The sequence below is a fragment of the Pseudomonas sp. AC463 genome, from assembly GCF_979253585.1.
On sequence record NZ_CEEDDZ010000128.1, the window covers coordinates 1 to 443 of the forward strand.

Here is a 443-nt window from a genome sequence, read left to right on the forward strand (position 1 = left end):
CAGCAGGTGAGGGAGCAGTTTCCGCGACGGGCGAGGGAGGTGGCGAAGCCGTGCCCTTCTTCTCCGCGGCCAGCAACTGCTGAACGCCGCGGATCGTGTAGCCCTCGTGGTTCAGCAGCGCGTCGATACGCCGCACCAGTGCGACGTCGTCGGTGCGGTAGTAACGGCGGTTGCCGGCACGCGTTAACGGCCGCAACTGGGGGAAGCGCGTCTCCCAGTAGCGCAGCACGTGATGCGGCAGACCGGTGTCCGCCGACACCTCGCCAATCGTTTTCAGCGCGCCACTCGCCTTGGGCGTGGGCGCGCCGACCACGATTATGCCTCCGGAGCCCCGACGATGCGGTCGCGCATCATCTGGCTGGCTCGGAATGTGAGGACGCGGCGGGGTGCGATCGGCACTTCGATGCCGGTCTTGGGATTGCGACCGACGCGCTCACCCTTGT

At 67.5% G+C, this 443-nt stretch carries 2 protein-coding genes; both read right to left on the bottom strand.

Features of this window, described 5'->3' with window-relative positions; translation table 11 throughout:
• Positions 1 to 313, bottom strand: a 313-nt coding sequence (locus AC0IYH_RS29415) for a MerR family transcriptional regulator (RefSeq protein WP_471837570.1), incomplete at its 3' end; no start/stop codon positions are given.
• Between the two features lie 2 nt (positions 314 to 315).
• On the bottom strand, positions 316 to 443 hold a 128-nt coding region (locus tag AC0IYH_RS29420; RefSeq protein WP_471837572.1), incomplete at its 5' end, for an HU family DNA-binding protein.